1 protein-coding gene (cut by a window edge) is annotated in these 19729 nt (G+C 65.5%); it reads right to left on the reverse strand.

Annotation, left to right across the window (positions count from 1 at the left end):
* A protein-coding gene (locus CH293_RS01770; RefSeq protein WP_094719168.1) for a non-ribosomal peptide synthetase crosses the window boundary here: on the reverse strand, positions 1 to 19729 show its 3' portion. 10370 nt of this gene lie beyond the right edge of the window; the window shows 19729 of its 30099 coding nt (coding positions 10371-30099); the start codon falls outside the window, past its right edge; it ends in the stop codon at positions 1 to 3.

Consider the following 19729-nt stretch of genomic DNA (forward strand, 5'->3'; position numbering starts at 1 on the left):
TCAGCTGTCGACCACGTCCTCGGCCGCGGAGATCATCGTCGCTACCGCTTGCGCGTACCCCTGAGCACCGAGCGCAGGGAGGATTCCAGGCACCAACTGCGACAGTGCAACGGTGACCAACGCCTCGGGCTTGAGGGTGGCACCCATAGCCTTGGACACCGACGCGAGCTTGTCCGACAACTCCTCGAACGAGATCTCACGCCCCTCGTGCGTCAGAACCGTCGCCGCGGGGCTCGCCGACGCAGCCTCCGACACCAGCGACGGAAGGTCGTCCACTGTCCGCGGGGCCCGTTTCGGTGTCAGCGCCGCACGCTCCGACTCCGTCAGGATGTCGATCGATCGAAGCGTCACGGACGGATCCTGGGTGACCGTGTCGAGGATGCGCCTGAACCTGTCCGCGATCTTCTCGACGGTCGATCTCGTGAAGATCGAGGTCGCGTAGTTCAGGAGCGCCCGAATGTCGGTGAGCGCACCGAACTCGTCGAACTGCTCGATTGCGGTCAACTGCAGGTCGAACTTGGCCTGATCCTCGTCTGCAGCCAGGGTCGACACCTCGAGCCCTGGCAGCTCGAACGTGCCGCTGACAGCGTTCTGGAACGTCAGCATCACCTGGAACAGCGGGGAATACGCACTGGATCGCGTTCTACCCATCTGCTCGACGAGCCGCTCGAACGGCACGTCGGCGTTGCCGAAGGCCGCCAGGTCGCGGTCACGCGTGTCCGCCAACAACTCGGAGAACGTCGACCCGCCCTGCACGGACGAACGCAACACCAAGGTGTTGACGAACATGCCGACCAGATCGTCGAGGGCTTCCTCGCCTCGGCCCGCCGTCGGCGTTCCGACAGCGATGTCGTCGGTACCGCTGAGCCTGGACAGCAGCACAGCCAATGCACTGTGGACAACCATGAAGACGGTCGCGTTGTGCTCGCGAGCTGTCTTCTCGATACGTCCTGCGATATCGGCACCGAGGGTGAACTCGTACGCCTCACCGATCGTCGACTGCCGTGCCGGTCGCGGATGATCGGTCGGCAAGGGCAACAGGTCCGGAAGCCCCGCCAACTCACGAGTCCAGAACGCGAGCTGGCCGCCGAGTGCACTGTCCGGGTCGTCCTCACTACCGAGCACCTCGCGCTGCCACAGGCTGAAGTCCGCGTACTGCACCGGCAACGGTGCCCACTGCGGAGCATCCCCCGCGGCACGAGAGGTGTACGCCAGCATCACGTCGCGGATGAGCGGGCGCATCGAGAACCCGTCTGCCGTGATGTGATGCGCAACGAGCGCGAACACGTGATCGGTGTCGGACAGGGCGAACAGAGCCGCACGAACCGGCACCTCGCTCGTCACGTCGAAGCCTTCACCGAGGATCGCGCCGACGCGGCCGAAGACGTCGCTCTCCGTGACGGGGATCGGCGTCAGATCCGGCAGAGCGTCCGACACCGAACCGATCAGCTGGATCGGTCCGTCCTCACTGTCCGGGTACCGCGTCCGGAGCACTTCGTGACGTTCGATCACATCGGCCATGGCGGCTGCGAACGCTGCCGTGTTCAGCGCACCGGTGAACCGTATGGCTGCCGGGATGTTGTACGCAGCCGACGAGGTGTCCACCTGATTGATGGTCCACATGCGTTGCTGCGCAAGCGACAGCGGAACCGCGTCCGGCCGGGTGCGCGGAGCGAGCGGAACCCGCGCCCCGCCACCGACGAGTGGCTGAACCCGTGCGGCGAGCGCCTCCACCGACGACGCTTCGAAGATCGTCCGCACCGGAATGCGGGTATCGAGGGCTGCGCCCAGTCTGGACACCACCTGCGTCGCGATCAGGGAGTTTCCGCCCAGTGCGAAGAAGTCGTCGTCCAACCCGACACGACCGAGACCGAGCACGTCGGACAGCGTTCGTGCGACGACTTCCTCGATGGGATTGGTCGGGGCCCTGAACTCCCCGACGGTCGTCTCCGGCTCCGGCAGTGCTGCGCGATCGAGCTTGCCGTTGGCGTTCAGCGGCAACGCATCCAGCATCACGTACACCGACGGAACCATGTACGACGGGAGGGTTCGGGTCAGCTCCATCCGAATCGTCTCGGCATCTGTGCCGTCTTCGCCCCCGGCGAGGTTCGGCACGACGTACGCCACCAGCTGGTCACCGGTGCGTCCGTCGTTGTAGACGGTCACGGCGGTGTCGCGAACGGAATCCATTCCGCGCAAGGCAGATTCGATTTCACCGAGTTCGATGCGGTATCCGCGAACCTTGACCTGGAAGTCCGCACGCTCGATGTACTCCAGCTCACCCGAGCGCGTCCACCGCACGATGTCGCCCGTTCGGTACATACGTTCCGAGCTCGCATACGGATTCGCGACGAATCGATCGGCTGTCAGATCGACCCGACCGTGGTAGCCACGCGCCAGCTGAGATCCCGCCAGGTAGAGCTCACCGCTGACGCCGACGGGAACGGGCTGCAGACGCGCATCGAGAACGTGAACCCGACTGTTCCACTCCGGTTTTCCGATCGGAACCGTCGTGGTGTCACCGTCGACGACGCGGTGCGAGGTGATCGACACCGCCGCCTCGGTGGGCCCGTACAGGTTGTACAGCTCCGCGGAACTCGCCTTCTTCAGCGCCGACGCGGTAGCCGCGGGCAGTGCTTCACCGATCGCCAGGACTCGCCGCAGCGTCGGTGGCAGTGCACCGTCGGACACCGTGGTCAGCATCGACAACATCGACGGCACCACGTGCAGTGTCGTCACCTCGGAGTCACGAAGCAGACCCAGCAGGTAGTCCGGATCACGGTGACCGTCGGCCGAGGCGATCACCACGGATGCACCGACGGTGAGAGCGGACCAGAACTCCCACACCGAGAGATCGAACGTCGCGACGGTCTTGAGCAGCACCGAATCCGACGAGTTCATCCCGAATTCCGCGTGCTTCCACACCAACTGGTTGACGATGGCGCCGTGAGAAACCGCGACGCCCTTCGGCTTACCGGTCGACCCGGAGGTGAAGATCACGTACGCCGTGTTGTCAGCGCGAAGCGCGCGGTTGTCACTGCGAAGCGCGCGGTTGTCACTGCGAAGCGCGCGCGCGTCCGTCGTCCGGCCTGCATCCGCGTCCTTCTCGAGATCCGCCAGATCGACGGAGCCGTCGATGTCGACGTTCTCGCGTGCCGTGGTGATCACGCAGACCGGTGCCGCCACGGACAGGATGTACTCGGTCCGTTCGATCGGCTGATCTGGATCGAGAGGAACGTACGCACCCCCGGCCTTGACGATCGCGTACATCGCGACCACGAGATCGGTGGACCGTCGAATGGCTAGTCCTACCAGGCTTTCGGGTCCGACGCCGCGCTCGACGAGCGACCGCGCGACGCGCTCGACGCGAGCGTCGAACTCGGCGTAGGTGATCGAGACACCGTCGAACACGATCGCGGTCGCGTCCGGGGTGCGCCGTACCTGCTCGTCGTACAGATCGACGAGAGTTCGGTCCGCCCCGATGTCCCGAGCGGTGTCGTTCCATGTCGACACCAGCTCGACGCGTTCGCCGGGCGAGGTGATGTCGATGTCTCCGACCGGAACGTCCGGCCGCGCCACGACCTCGTCCAGGACGCGAACGAAGCGTGCGACGACGGCGTCGACCGTCTCTGGCTCGAAGAGATCGGTCGCGTAGGTCATCAGCGCCTCGAAGCCCGCAGGCGCACCCGAGTCGTCGTACTTGTCCGCCAGGATCAGGTGCAGATCGAACTGCGAGTTACCCGAGTCCGCATCCACCGCCGACACCGTCAGATCACCGAGCTCGAGGGCCGTCTGCGCCACGTTCTGGAACGAGAAACCGACCTGGAACAGCGGGTGCCGTGCCGTCGACCGCGTGGGGTTGAGGACCTCCACGAGGCGTTCGAACGGAACATCCGCGTTGGCGAACGCCCGTAGATCCGTCTCGCGTGCCTGCGCCAGCAGGTCCACGAAGTCCCGGCCGCCGTCCACATCGAGTCGGAACACCAGAGTGTTGACGAACATGCCGACGAGATTGTCCAGCGCCGCTTCTCCGCGTCCTGCGATAGGTGTGCCGACGGCGATGTCGGTCATGCCCGACAAACGCGCGAGGAGTACCGAGAACGCCGCGTGCACGGCCATGAACACGGTCGCATTGTGTGCGCGAGCGAGCTCCTGCAACGCGGCGTGCGTGCCGGCCGGAACCGTGAATTCGACGCGGCCGCCCCGGAAACTCTGGTCCGCAGGACGCGGCTTGTCGATCGGCAGGGTCAGCTGGTCCGGCAGGTCTGCGAGTGCAGTCTTCCAGTAGTCCAACTGTTGCGCGCCGACCGACGTCGGATCGTCTTCTCGACCGAGAACCTCGCGTTGCCACAGTGCGTAATCGGCGTACTGGACCGGCAGTGGGGTCCACTGCGGTTCGGTGCCCGTAGTCCTCGCCGCGTACGCGGTCATCAGGTCGGTCGTCATCGGAACCATCGACGAACCGTCGGCGGAGATGTGGTGAACGACCATCGCCACGACGTACTCGTCGGCACCGACTCGGAACAGGGTGACGCGTACCGGAACCTCGGTCGTGACGTCGAATCGGGTGGCGGCCAGCGCCATCACCTTCTCCGTCACCGACGCCGGATCGGCATCCTCGATGTGCAACGAGATACCGGCACGCTCGGACGAGAGCACCCGCTGTACGGCACCACCGTCCGTTTCCGGGTAGACCGTCCGGAGCGTCTCGTGGCGTGCCACGAGGTCACCGATGGCCGCGGAGAACGCGTCCTCGTCGAGGCGGCCCGACAGGCGAAGTGCCATCGGGATGTTGTACGCCGTCGACGCACTGTCGAAGCGGTTGAGGAACCACATACGCTGCTGCGCCAAGGACAACGGCACGTTCGCCGGCCGTTCGCGGGCGACCAGTTCGGTGCGCCCACCTCCGACGGCGGACTCGACGCGTGCAGCCAGGTCGCCGACAGACGAGGCTTCGAACAACAGCCGCACCGGAACCGTCGCGTCCAAGGCACTACCGAGCCGAGACACCACCTGCGTTGCGATCAGGGAGTTTCCGCCGAGCGAGAAGAAGTCGTCGTCGATACCCACGCGCGCGACACCGAGCACGTCCGCGAACACTCCCGCGACGATTTCCTCGATCGGTGTCGACGGCGCGCGGAACGCCGTGGCCACCACCGCGGGCTCCGGCAGAGCACGCCGATCGAGCTTGCCGTTGACGGTCAACGGAATCTCGTCCATCTGCACGAAGGCGGAGGGAACCATGTACTCGGGAACGGACGTCGCCGTTCCCGCTCGCACCGCGTCGAGGTCCACAGAGCCCACCACGTAGGCAACGAGACGCACCGCGCCCGGAGAGTCCTCACGCACCACGACCGCAGCCGCAGTAACCCCGTTCTGAGCAGACACCGCGGCCTCGATCTCACCGAGCTCGATGCGGAATCCACGCACCTTGACCTGATCGTCCGCACGGCCGAGGTACACCAGCTCGCCGCTGCCGTCCTCACGCTGCGTCCACCGCGCAACGTCGCCTGTGCGGTAGAGCCGCCCCTCGCCGAACGGATTGGCCACGAACCGCACCGAGGACAGCTCCGCACGTCCGAGGTAGCCACGAGCCAGCTGCCCACCGGAGACGTACAGCTCGCCCGCCACTCCCACGGGCACCGGGTTCAACCGAGTGTCGAGCACATAGACACCCAAGCCCGTGATGGGTGCACCGATCACCGACGCCGAGCCGATCGACTCCGCAGTCAACGGGCGGTACGACACGTGGACCGTCGTCTCGGTGATGCCGTACATGTTCACCAGTCGCGGCCCCGCAGTGCTGCCGTCGCCGTGGCGATCGAACCATCCAGCGAGACGACGAGGCTCGAGAGCCTCACCACCGAAGATCACGTACCGAAGAGACAGCTCACCTGCGTCCGCAGCCTGCACCCGATCGAGTTCGGCAAGTTGGTAGAACGCCGACGGCGTCTGATTCAACACCGTGACACGTTCCGCGGCGAGAAGCTCGCGGAACGCCTCCGGTGACCGCGAGGTGAAGTAGTCCACCATCACCAACGTGCCGCCGAAAGCCAACGGACCCCACAGCTCCCACACCGAGAAGTCGAACGCGTAGGAGTGGAACATCGTCCACACGTCGTCCGGCCCGAAACCGTACGACGCGTCCGTGTTGTCGAGAAGTCGGACGACCGTACGGTGCGGAATCAGCACACCCTTGGGACGACCGGTCGAACCCGACGTGTAGATGACGTACGCCAAGTGCTCGGGGCGCAGCGGAGCGCGTCGATCGGCGTCGGACACCGTGCCCGCACTGTCGCCGCGGTCATGGGTGTGCCCCTCGCCGTCGAGTCGAGTCAAGTCCACCACCGGCAGGGAACCGGCGCGCACATGCGCCATCGACTCGCCCTCCAGCACGGCCGAATCGGTGAGGACCGCAACCGGAGTCGCATCGTCGACCATGAACGCGATCCGCTCGGACGGGTACGACGGGTCGATCGGCAGGTAGCCTGAGCCGGCCTTCAGCACGGCCAACAAGCCCACGATCAGCTCGACCGACCGCGGGAGCGCCACCGCAACGAGCGCGTCCGGACGTGCTCCGGCCTCGATCAGTGCTCGCGCGACACGATCGGCCCGGCCGTCGAGTTCCGCGTACGTCACCGACTCGTCGCCGAAACGGACGGCAACACCACCCGGATTAGCGGACGCAGCTGCCTCGAACCGATCGATCAGCGTCGCCTCGCTCACGGACACGTCCGAACCCGACGAACTCCACTGAGTGAGAACACGATCACGCGTCAGCGAATCGACGATCTCGATGTCACCGACCGCCCGAGACGAATCGGTCACGACACCACCGAGAACCGCGAGGAACTGCTCCCCCATCGACACGACCGTCGACTCGTCGAACAGATCGGTCGAGTACGAGACGTAACAGGTGTAACCGCCGCCGGTCACCTCCTCGAAGGTGAACTGCAGATCGAATTTCGCGATCTCCGCATCGAACTGCAACGCCTCCGCGGACAGCTTCGGCAGTTCCAGGGCCGTACGACCGAGGTTCTGGAATGCGAGCACCACCTGCACGAGCGGATGACGAGCCTGCGACCGCTGCGGGTCGAGGATCTCCACCAGTCGCTCGAACGGAACGTCGGCGTTTCCGAACGCCTGCAGATCGACTTCACGTACCTGCGCCAACACCTCGTCGAACGCAACTGCAGGCGACACCTCGGTGCGCAGAACCAGCGTGTTCACGAACATGCCGATCAGGTCGTCCAAGCGCGCATCACCACGTCCCGCGACAGGCGTACCGATCGCCACGTCCTCGGACGCGGACAACCGCGCCATCAGCACGGCCAACGCAGCATGCACCACCATGAACACGGTCGAATCGTGCGCCCGCGCAAGCTCTTCGAGACTGCGATGCAGAGTCGGCGAGACGGAGAACTGCGCGGTTCGCCCGCGGTAACTCGCCACGTCGGGTCGAGCGTGATCGAACGGTAGGTCGATCTGATCCGGCAACCCGGACAGCTGCGACGTCCAGTAGTCGATCTGCGCCGACACGAGCGACGACGCGTCGTCCTCGCTGCCCAGAACACTGCGTTGCCACAGCGTGTAATCCGCGTACTGCACGTCCAGCGGTTGCCACTGAGGTCGATCACCGGCCGTGCGTGCCGCGTAGGCCGTCATCACGTCGCGCGTCAGAGGGCCCATCGAGAACCCGTCGGCAGCGATGTGATGCACGACGAACACCAGAACGTGCGACTCGGGGCTCACTTCCAGCAACCGAGTTCGCACGGGGACGTCTCGAGTGACGTCGAACCCGACCGAGACGATCGACACGACCTCGTCCACTACCTCCGATTCGGACACAGCGTGCGGCGCCATGTCGAAGGAGACCTGGGACGGCTCGAGGATCACCTGATGCCCGACACCGTCGACCTCGGGGTAGACCGTCCGCATCGTCTCGTGGCGGGTGAGGACGTCGGTCACCGCGTCGCGCAGCGCCTCGGTATCCAACTCGCCGGTCAGTCGTATCGCGACGGGGATGTTGTTCACCGCGGAGGCAGAGTCGAAACGATTCAGGAACCACATTCGCTGCTGAGCGAGCGACAGCGGAATCCGTTCCGGGCGGTCCTGGGCAGCCAGTGCGACACGGCGCTGCGAGCCCGTTCCCTCGGACCCGACGTGTGCTTCCACTGCACGTGCGAGAGCGCCGACCGTGGTGGCGTCGAAGAGAACCCGGATCGGGACCGTCGTATCCAAGGCTGCGCCGAGCCTGGCGACGACCTGCGTTGCCACCAGGGAGTTGCCGCCCAGGGAGAAGAAGTCGTCGTCCAGACCGACGGACTGCACGCCGAGCACGTCGGAGAACACCGTCGCAACGGCCTGTTCGATCGGAGTCGTCGGTGCACGGAAGTCCGCGGCAGACACCTCCGGATCGGGAAGAGCCTTGCGATCCAGCTTGCCGGAGCTCGTCAGCGGGAGACCGTCCAGGAGCACGACAGCCGACGGAACCATGAACGCAGGCAGTCGAGTCTCGGCTTCCGACGAGATGTCCGCGACTGTCGTGCGTGCCGTCGATGGAACCACCCATGCCACCAAACGATCGCCGCGCACGGCCACTACAGCCTGCGCGACCGCAGGGTCCGCGACGAGGGCGGCCTCGATCTCACCGAGCTCGATTCGTTGTCCGCGCAGCTTGACCTGGAAATCGGAGCGGCCGACGTACTCGAGTTCGCCGGCTGTGTTCCACCGCACGACATCACCCGTGCGGTACAGCCGCCCGAGTCCGAAGGGGTTCGCGACGAATCGGTCCGCGGTCAGATCAGGTCGTGAGCTGTAGCCGCGTGCCAGTTGAACGCCACCGAGATACAGCTCTCCCTCGGAGCCGTCGGGAGCCGGCCGTAGAGCGTTGTCGAGTACGTACACCTGTGTGTTCCACACCGGTCGACCGATCGGGACACCGCGGGTGTCCGCAGCGACGAACTCGTGATACGTCACATCGACGGCTGCTTCGGTCGGCCCGTAGAGGTTGACCAGCCGCGCCGACGGAAGCAGCGACACGATCCGTGCTGCAGTCGACTCCGGCAATGCCTCACCGGACGCGAACACCCACCGAAGGTCGCGAGCGTCGGCGGCACCTGGTTCTGCCGAGAACACGCCGAGCATCGACGGCACGAAGTGCGCCACCGAGACCGACTCCTGCGCGAACAGCTGCGCGAGATATGCGGGATCGCGGTGACCGTCCGGCCGAGCGACGACGGTTCTCGCCCCGACACGCATGGGCCAGAACAGCTCCCACACCGACACGTCGAACGTCACCGGTGTCTTCTGTACGACGGTGTCGGCGTCGTGCAGGCCGTACTCGGCCTGCATCCACTCGAGCCGGTTGACGATGGCGCGATGAGTGATCGTGACGCCCTTGGGCCGCCCCGTCGAACCCGAGGTGAACAGCACGTATGCACTGTTGTCCGGCCCGACCGTACGGTCCGACGGCCCGAGTGCGAGCGCCGGGTACTCGGACAGCGGCAGCGTGTCGATGTGCACCACCGGGGGTGAGCCTGCACCCAGATCCACCGCGTCGCGCTCGGTCGAGAGCACGAGCACCGCGTTCGCCACGTCCACGATGTACTCGAGACGATCGACGGGCTGTTCCGGGTCGAGTGGAACGTACGCTCCGCCTGCCTCCACGACGGCGTAGATGCCGACCATCAGATCGATCGACCGGCGCATGCCGACTGCCACCGCGATCTCCGGCCCGACACCGCGGCCCACCAGGTAGCGCGCCAACCGGTGAACGCGTTCGGCGAACTCGCGGTAGCTGATGGTGTCGCCCTCGAACGTCAACGCAGGTGCGTCGGGAGTCGATTCTGCGCGGGAGAAGAAGGCGTCCAGCAGCAGCGCCTCGTCGACGGCATGATCGGTCTCGTTGCGATCGACGACCAGGGCATGACGTTCGTCGTCGCCGAGTAGGTCGAGGTCGCCGACCCTGACACTCGGATCGGCTGCCACCGCGGTGAGAATTCGCTCCATCCGACCGATCAGTGCTGCCACGTGACCTTCGTCGAACAGGTCCTCGAAGTACTTCAGTGTCAACCGAATTCGGTCGTTCGCGACGATGAGCAACGTCAGCGGGTAGTGCGTGCTGTCGTTCGACTCCACACCGGACACGGCCATGCCGTCGATGTTCGACGCCTGGGCCGCGAGGCCTTCCTCGTCGACGGGGTAGGACTCGAACACGGTCAGTGTGTCGAAGAGGGCACCGACACCGGCTGCGCGCTGGATGTCCGTAAGCCCGAGGTAGTGGTGATCGAGCAGATCGGCCTGCTCGGCCTGGAGCCTCGTGAGCGCCGACTCGACGGACTCGGCTGCGTTCAGGCGAACACGGATCGGGAGTGTGTTGATGAACAGACCGACCATCGACTCGACACCGGGAAGTCCTGCAGGCCTACCGGATACCGTCGCACCGAACACGACGTCGTCCCGGCCGGTCGATGCCGACAGCAGGATTCCCCACGCGGCCTGAACCAGCGTGTTCACGGTGACTCCGAGGCGCGCGCCCAAGTGCGTCAGCGACGAGGACAACTCTGCCGACAGGACTGTCTCCACAGCACCCGACCGCGACGTGATCTCACGTCCCGCGGCACCGGGAGCGAGAATCGTCGGCTCCGGAGCGTCCTCGAACGCTCGGGCCCACACACCTTCCGACCGTGCTCGATCCTGACGTGCGATCCAGGACAGGAACGTTCGGTAGGACGACACACGCGGCAGACCGGACGCGTCTCCGTGTGCGGCGTACAGAACCAACAGGTCCCGCATCAGCAACGGCATGGACCATCCGTCGAGCAGGACGTGGTGGTTCGCGAACAGCAGCCGACTGTCGTCCTCGGCGATCTTCACCAGGGTGAAGCGCACGAGAGGTGCCGTGGCGGTGTCGAATCGAGCTTCCTGCTCCCCCGTACGCAGCTCCTCGTACGCACGCTCACGATCGCCCGACGGGAGTCCGGACAAGTCGTGCTCGAACCACGGAAGTTCGACGTCGTCCTGAACCACCTGAACGGTGGAGCCGTCGGCGACCGTCACGAACGCGGAACGCAGGTTGTCGTACCGGTCGACGAGCGACGCCGCGGCGGTACGAAGACGACCGGCATCGACGTCGCCGGTCAGGCGCAGAACCATCTGCATCGTGTACACGTCGACGGACGACTCCGCGAGCAATGCGTGGAACAACAGACCCGATTGCAGCGGTGCAAGCGACCAGATGTCACGCGTCGACGGGTAGCGCTGTTCGACGACGTCGATGTCGCGCTGACCGATACGGACCAGCGGGACGTCCGACGGTGTCAGACCGCCGGCGGTACCGTCCGCGACGTGAGCGGCCAGAGCGGTCAGCGCGCCCACCCAGAGGTCGGCCAGTTCCCGAACGTCGTCTGCATCGATGGCACCGATGGGGAATGCGAACGTCGCGGCGAGCGCCGAATCGTCGCCGGCTCCGCGGACGATCGCATTGATGTCGACGGTCTTGTTCGCCGCCATGTCGGCGTCACCGATGATAGCCAGATCGTCGAAATCGGTTGCGGGCAACCACCCTTCGATTCCTTCCGGAACCTCACCGGTGCTACCACGACCGAGGTAGTTGAAACTGATCTGACCGGTCGACAGCGAGCCGAGCTCGTTCGCGGTGTCCTCGTTGAGGTGCCGCAACAACCCGTATCCCATGCCCTTGTCCGGAATGCCGAGCAGTTGCTCCTTGATCAGCTTGACCGCGGCACCGATGGAGGAGCCACCGCCGAGCGCGTCGGAGATGTCGACTCCGGTGAGATCGAGACGGACCGGGTACATGCTCGTGAACCATCCGACGGTGCGCGAGAGATCGGCACCTGGAATCAGTTCTTCTTCGCGGCCATGCCCTTCGAGTTGAACCAACGTCGCAGGCGCATCGACTCCGCGACGCGCACGGAACTCTTGCACGGCAAGAGCAAGACCGGCCAGCAGACCGTCCGACACTCCACCGTGGAAGGCATCGGGCACGGTAGTCAGCAGGGCGCGAGTCACGCTCGGCGACAACTCGATCGCGCAACGTTCCACCGTCGACGTCACGTCACGGGCGGGGTCGAACGGGCGCGTACCGAGGACCGGGTCCGGAGTTTCCGCGACGCTCCGCCACAGGTCCATCTCCGCGAGACGGCGAGGCGAACGCGCGTCGTCCGCGAGGGCGTGCGCCCAGCGACGCTCCGACGTGCCGACCTCGGGCAGAGCGGGGACTGCACCCGCCGCTGTCTGCGCCCAGGCGGAGACGAAGTCCGGCACCAGGATTCGCCAGGACACGCCGTCCACGACGAGGTGGTGTGCCACGACGACGAGACGGCCGCTCCTCGACGAACCGAAATCGACCCACACGAAACGGAGCATGTCACCTGCGAACGGATCGAGGTGCGACATGGAATCGTCTACGGCCGCTGCGGTACGAGCAAGAACCTCGTCGATATCGAGCTCGGCGCCCATGTCGATGCGGTCGACGAGTCGATCGACCGAGACCGAACCAGGTGCGGAAGTCTCGAGACCCCACCCCTGAGACCCGTTCACCAGGCGCGCTCGGAGTCCGTCGTGTCGGTCCACCACGGCGAGGATGGTCGCCACGATTCCCTGACGGTCTATACCGACGGGCAACTCGAGGGTCACCGACTGCACGAACCGATCGAACGATCCACCCCGATCGGTCATCGAACGAGCGAACGGAAGCAGTGGTGCCCAGCCGATTCCGCCGCCGTCGAGCTCACCGAGAACGACTTCGTCGACGAGGTTCTCGGCAGCGGCGGCCACCGACGCGAGACCGGCGACGGTCTTCTGCTCGAACACGTCACGCGGGGTGATCACGACACCCCTGGCTCGAGAGCGTGCAACGAGCTGGATCGACACGATGCTGTCACCGCCGAGCGCGAAGAACGAGTCGTCGACGCCGACGGTGTCGAGACCGAGGACGTCCGCGAAGACTTCGCTGAGTACTCGCTCGACATCGGTTTCGGCACCGCGGAACTCGGCCGAACTCTCGAACGTGTGCTCCGGCAGCGCTCTACGGTCGAGCTTGCCCGACGGTCCGACCGGCAGTTCGTCGAGAACGAGAACCGACACCGGAACCATGTACTCAGGCAGCGTGGTCGCCGCCGACGCGAGTACCGCGTCGACGTCCACCGACGCGCCTGCTGTGGGCACTACGTAGGCGACAAGCTGATCGCGCACGACCAGTACGACGGCCTGAGCCACCGAATCGGCACTCAGAAGGGCGGACTCGATTTCTCCCAGCTCGATACGCAGGCCACGAAGCTTGACCTGGAAGTCCGAGCGCCCGATGTATTCGAGCTCGCCGTTCGACGTCCAGCGAACCAGGTCGCCGGTGCGGTAGAGGCGGCCACCCTGCCCGTCTGCCGGATCGGCGACGAACCGGTCGGCCGTCAGGTCCGGACGCGAATGGTATCCACGAGCGAGCTGCACACCGGCCAGGTAGAGCTCGCCCACCATCCCGAGCGGGACCCGGCGCAGACGATCGTCGAGCACATGGACGCGGGTGTTGTACACCGGACGTCCGATGGGCACCGAGGCGACGTCCGTACCGACGAATTCGTGGTAGGTCACGTCGACGGCCGCCTCGGTGGGGCCGTACAGGTTGACCAACCGAGCGGCCGGCAGAACCGACCCGATCGCCCGCGCAGTGGCCGGCGGCAGCGCCTCACCGGACGCGAAGATCCAGCGCAGCGCGTCGGCCCCGTTCGCCGACGGTTCCGCTGCGAAGACGGCAAGCATCGACGGCACGAAGTGTGCGACCGACACCTGCTCGCCGCGCATCAGCTCCGCCAGATAGACCGGGTCACGATGCCCGTCCGGCTTCGCGATCACCAGACGCGCGCCGATCTGCAGCGGCCAGAACAGTTCCCACACCGACACGTCGAACGTCACCGGTGTCTTCTGCACCACCACGTCGTCGCCCCGGAGGCCGTACTGTTCCTGCATCCAGACGAGGCGGTTGACGATGGCGGCGTGAGTGATCGTCACGCCCTTCGGCCGACCCGTCGAGCCCGAGGTGAACAGCACGTACGCGGCATTCGACGGACGAAGAACACCGATGCGATCCGCGTCGGTGAGCAGCGCATCCGAGTACTCGCCGAGCCCCAGACGATCGATCTCGAGCACCACCGCGTCGTCCGCGCGGAAACCCTCCCGCGACGTGGTCAGGACCGTGGCCGCCCCGGAAGTGTCCAGGATGTACTCGACACGATCGGCCGGCTGATCCGGATCGACCGGCACGTAGCCCGCACCCGTTTCCAGAACGGCGTAGATGCCGACCATCAGATCGAGCGACCGCTTGAAGGCAACCGCGACAAGCGATTCCGCGCCGACACCACGTTCGACGAGGGCGCGGGCGAGTCGATTGACCCGGCGATGGAACTCGGCGTACGTGAGCGATTCGTCCTCGAACGTCAGCGCCACCGCATCGGGCGTCCTCGCCACCTGGGCGTCGAACATCGAAACGAGCGTCGCCGACTCGTCGACAGCGTGAGCGGTGTCGTTCGCCGCCGCGATCAGTGCGCGTTCGCTCGGGTCGGACAGGTCGACATCGCCGATAGCGGCCGTTCGATCCGCGGCGAAAGCCTCGAAAATGCGTTCCAACCGGCCCATCATGGTGGCCACGGCCGCGCCGTCCAGAACATCGGTCAGATACTTCAGCTTCAGATGCACCTGCGAGTCCACCGCGATGAGCAGCGTGAGCGGGTAATGGGTCGCGTCCTCCAGCTCCACCCCGGACACCGACATACCGTCGATGTTCTTCGCTTGTTCGGCGAGACCCGCTTCGTCGACGGGGTACGACTCGAAGACCGTCAGGGTGTCGAACAACGCTCCCAGATTCGCGGCTCGCTGAATCTCGTTGAGCCCCAAATAATGATGATCGAGCAGATCGGCTTGTTCACCCTGCAGACGCACCAGTACGGATTCGACGGATTCGTGGCCGTCGAACCGAACACGGACGGGGAGGGTGTTGATGAACAGACCAACCATGGATTCGACGCCCGCCAGGCCCGCCGGGCGTCCGGACACCGTGGCGCCGAACAGCACGTCGTTGCTTCCGACGGACCGGCCGAGGAGCAGACCCCACGCTGCCTGGACCATCGTGTTCAGCGTGACACCGAGCTGCGCTCCGACCGAGTGAAGCGCCGACGACAACGCCGGGCTGAGATCCAGAATCACCTCACCGATATCGGTGGACGCCTGTCCTGCGCGCTCGGCCGACGTGAGCATCGTCGGTTCCTCGACACCCGCCAAGGCCTCGATCCACTTGTCGATCGACACGCGTGCGTCCTGCTCCGCGACCCAGCCGAGGAACGACCGGTAGGACCGCACACGAGGCAGCAACGACACGTCACCTTCAAGCGCGTACAGAGCCAGAAGATCTCGCATCAGCAGCGGCGTCGACCAACCGTCGAGAAGAAGGTGGTGACTGGAGACGAGGAACCGTACGTCGGTGGCCGACACGGTGACGAACGTGAACCGCATGAGCGGAGCCGACGTCAGGTCGAACGGTTCGATCTTGTCGGCTGCTCGAAGCTCGTCGAAGGCCGCCTCGCGCTCCGATTCCGGCAGCGACGTCAGATCGACGTCCTTCCACGGCACGTCGACTCGGTCCAGCACCAACTGGACCGACGTACCGTCGACGTTCTGGACGAATGCCGTTCGCAAGTTCTCGTATCGGTCGAGCAGTGCCTGTGCGGCGCCGTGTAGACGTTCGCGCTCGACGTTTCCGCTCAGCCGCAGTACGACCCGCATCGTGTAGACGTCGACCGACCCAGCCTGGGCGTCGGTCGACTGGGCGATCAGTGCATGGAACAGCAAGCCCGACTGCAGCGGTGCGAGCGACCAGATATCTGCCGCCGCGGGATACGACGCTTCCCAACGATCGATGTCGGCCTGCGACACGGACACCAGAGGAACATCCGACGGAGTCAGTCCCCCTGCGTTGTCTCCTGCCACATGTTCGGTCAGCGCGGTCAGCGCACGATCCCACAGCTCGACCAATTCGGTGACCTGGGTGCGTGTGAGCATCCCTGTCGCGAACGTGAAACTTGCTGTCAGACGTGGTCCGTCGACGGTGTCGACGACGGCAGAGTTGATGTCCACCGCGGCATTGGCCGGCATGTCCGGGTCACCCGGTGCGCCGACGTCTGCCAGCACCGCGGACGGGAGCCAAGCACCGCCGGTCAGTTCCGCCGAAATGCCCTCGGTGGACACGCGTCCCAGGTAGTTGAAGCTGACCTGCGGAGTGTTCGCGCTGGACTGCAGAACCTTGGCGGTCTCACCGTTCAAGTAGCGGAGCAGACCGTAGCCCATTCCCTTGTCCGGCACAGCGAGGAGTTGTTCCTTCACGGCCTTGACCGCATCGCCGACCGCTGTGCCACCGGACAGAGCGTCGTCGACGTCGATCCCGTTCAAATCGAGTCGGACCGGGAACGCACTGGTGAACCATCCGACGGTTCGAGAGAGGTCCGCACCCGGAACGATGTCCTCCTCGCGACCGTGGCCCTCGAGCTTGACCAGGCTTTCGGAGGTCACAGCGCCGGTTCGGGATCGCCATTCGCCGAGAGCCAACGCCAGGGTGGCCAGAAGTCCGTCGTTGACGCCACCGTTGAACGCGCTCGGTACTCGGGTGAGCACGGCGTCTGTGACCGCCGCGGACAGTTCGATGTCGACACGGTCGGTCGACGACAGCGTGTCGATTCGCGCGTCGAACGCGCGAGAACCGATCCGCGGATCAGCACCTGCCAGAACGCTTGTCCACCAGCCAATTTCAGCTTCGCGCTCGCTGTCGTGAGCGGCATCGACCAAACCGTGGGCCCACCGACGCATCGACGTACCGACGGCAGGAAGAGTGATCGGCTGCTCGGCCGCTCCCTGCCCCCATGCCACGGCGAGGTCGGGCAGCAGGATTCGCCACGACACGCCGTCGACCACGAAGTGGTGTGCGACCAGGAGGAGGATGCCGGCCCGCGCAGGCCCGTCACCGACGAAGTCGAACCAGACGACCTCCAACATCCGACCACGCTCGGGATCGAGGCGGTCCTTGGCCTCGTCGAGCGCGGACTCGGCACGCACGCGGACCGCTGCGTCGTCGAGCCCGGAGTCGAGCTCGACGCGAACCAGCAGATCGTCGACGTCGACGGTGCCGTGATCACGGACGTAGAAGGTCCACTCGCCGCCTTCGGCACGCTCGACGACGGACCGAAGCACGTCGTGGTGATCGACGACCGCGCCGATGGTCCTGCTCAGCAGCCCGTGGTCGATGCCGGTGGGCAGCGTGACCGCCACCGACTGCGCGAACCTGGCGAATCCACCCGGACCTTCGAGGATGGATTTCATGATCGGCGTCAGTGCGAGCGGACCCAGTCCGCCGCCGGGCAGCTCTTCCACCACCGGGACGTCCGTGGTCTCGCTCACCACGGTGGCGACCTCGGCAAGCGCGGCAACGGACTTGCGCTCGAACACGTCCCGAGGGGTGAAGGAGATACCCCGTGCACGCGCCCGAGAGACCAGTTGAATAGACACGATGCTGTCGCCGCCGAGAGCGAAGAACGACTCGTCGACGCTCACACGCTCCATGTTCAGAACATCGGCGAAGACTTCGGCGATGATCGTCTCTATTTCTCCGGTCGCACCGCGGAATTCCTGTTCGGTGAACACCGGTTCCGGTAGCGCCGCACGGTCCAGCTTGCCCACCGGGGTCAACGGAACACTGTCGAGAACGATGATCGACGCCGGGACCATGTGCGCAGGAAGAGTTTTCGCCACGAACTCGGTGAGATCCTCGACGTCGACTGTCGCCCCTCGCGCCGGGAGCACGTAGGCAACCAGACCGGTTGCACCGCTGGGAAGCTCACGTCCGAGAGTGGCCGCGAAGGACACACTGTCGTGTTCGGTCAGTGCTGCGTCGACCTCACCGAGTTCGACACGGAATCCGCGGACCTTGATCTGGAAGTCCGATCGCCCGACGAATTCGATGGTCACCGCGTTCGGGTCGACGATCACGGCATCCGATCCGAAGGTCCATCGGACGACGTCGCCCGTGCGGTACATCCGAGCACCGGGAGCGCCGTACGGATTGGCGACGAAGCGCGACGACGTCAGATCCTCGCGCTCGTGGTAGCCCCGCGCGAGAGCGCCGCCCGCAAGATAGAGCTCACCTGCGGCCCCGACGGGAACCGGGTGAAGACGCGCGTCGAGAACGAGCGCCGACATACCGTGAATCGGTCGGCCCACGGTAATGGGCATGCCCGGACGAAGCTCGGCGAACGTGGAGATGATCGTGGTCTCGGTCGGACCGTACCCGTTGAAGTACGTGCGGCCCGGCGCCCACCGAGCGAGGAGATCGGGAGTGGTGACGTCGCCGCCGACGGAGACGACCCGGAGACTGTCGATCCCCGCCGCGTCCACTGTTCCGAGCACGGCGGGCGTGATGATCGTATGGGTCACCTGCTCGGTGACGAGCAACTCGGCGAGGTCCTCACCGCCGATGATGGTCGACGGCACGACGACGAGGGTCGCGCCTTCGGAGAACGCGGCCATCCATTCGAGAACCGACGGATCGAAGCTCGGCGAACAGATGTGCAGGAACTTGGATGTTCGGTCCAGGTGATACAGGTCGGTCGCCGCGTCGAGCACGCCGCCCAGACCACTGTGCGTGACGACGACGCCCTTGGGGAGTCCCGTCGAGCCGGACGTGTAGATCACGTACGCGGCGTGATCGATGGACAGCGGCGACGTGCGATCCGCGTCGGTGATCGGAGCGTCGGACTGCCGAGAGACCGCCGCTGCGAAATCCGCGCCGTCGGTCACGAGCCACTCGATCGCCGAAGGCAGTTCCTCGACGTGGTCGCCCGACGTCAGGCCGAACAGAGCGCCCGAGTCGCCGACCATGTGCTCGATGCGTCCGGACGGGTAGTTGGGATCGACCGGCAGGTGCGCAGCTCCTGACTTGGCCACCGCCCAGACCGCGGCGACCATGTCGTAGGAGCGCGGAAAGGCGAGCGCAACGATGCGATCAGGTCCGGCACCACGTTCGATCAACGCACGCGCGACACGCGTGGACGTCTCGTCGAGTTCTCGATAGGTGATGGAGCGGCCGTCCGCGCGCACCGCCACACCGTCGGGATCGATGTCGACACCGCGCTGGAAGATCTCCGGCAAAGTACCGCCGTGAGTCACCTCGTCGCCGTGGACGTGAGTCAGCCACTGGTACTCGTCGTTCTCGAGAATGGTGAGGTCACCGACCGGACGATCGGGTCGTGCGACGACACCTTCGAGAATTCGAACGAACCGGCGAGCGAACACCTCGACCGTCGAGCGGTCGAACAGAGCTGTCGCATAAGTGAATTCAGCGGAGATTCCGGTCTGCGCACCCGATTGATCGGTGTGCTCGGACAACAGCAACGACAGATCGAACTTGGCGACGTCGATGTCGAAATCGACCGCACTGACCTTGAGCCCCGGCAGTTCGAAGCTGGTCTGCGGCAGGTTCTGGAACGACAACGCGACCTGGAAAAGCGGGTGGCGCGCCGTGGAACGTTCCGGGTTCAGGATCTCCACGAGCCGCTCGAACGGCACGTCGGCATTACCGAATGCCTTGAGGTCGACCTCGCGAGTCGTCTCGAGCAGGTTCTCGAACGACCGACTCGGTTCGACGTCGGACCGGAGGACGAGCGTGTTGACG

Source organism: Rhodococcus sp. 14-2470-1b (assembly GCF_002259415.1).
In the GTDB taxonomy this organism is placed as follows: domain Bacteria; phylum Actinomycetota; class Actinomycetes; order Mycobacteriales; family Mycobacteriaceae; genus Rhodococcoides.